This window comes from Nostoc sp. PCC 9305 (assembly GCF_963920915.1).
Taxonomy (GTDB): Bacteria; Cyanobacteriota; Cyanobacteriia; order Cyanobacteriales; family Nostocaceae; genus Nostoc.
In genome coordinates, this window is sequence record NZ_CAWUDN010000302.1 from 1 (window position 1) to 251 (window position 251).

Here is a 251-nt window from a genome sequence, read left to right on the forward strand (position 1 = left end):
ACACACGCCGAACATCGCCGCCAAATCTCTAATCCGTTCTTCGGCGCGGTCCCGTTCGCTCCGCAGCGCCGCGTTCTCTGCGATGATGGCTTCCAGGGCGTCGGCAGCCCTGTTTTGCAGAGAGCGCTTCAGCCACACACCCCTAACTTCGCTGACCAGTTCAGCATGATCGCCGGAGCCGGATGCGAGGGCGGCGTAGCCGACAGAGCGAGCGCCAGAAGGCCCCATCAACTCGGCGTAATGGCGAGCGC

General features: G+C 64.1%; 1 protein-coding gene. It reads right to left on the reverse strand.

What is annotated here, in order from left to right; genetic code table 11:
• On the reverse strand, positions 1-251 hold a 251-nt coding region (locus tag ACM0OX_RS35835), incomplete at both ends, for a hypothetical protein (RefSeq protein WP_414519979.1).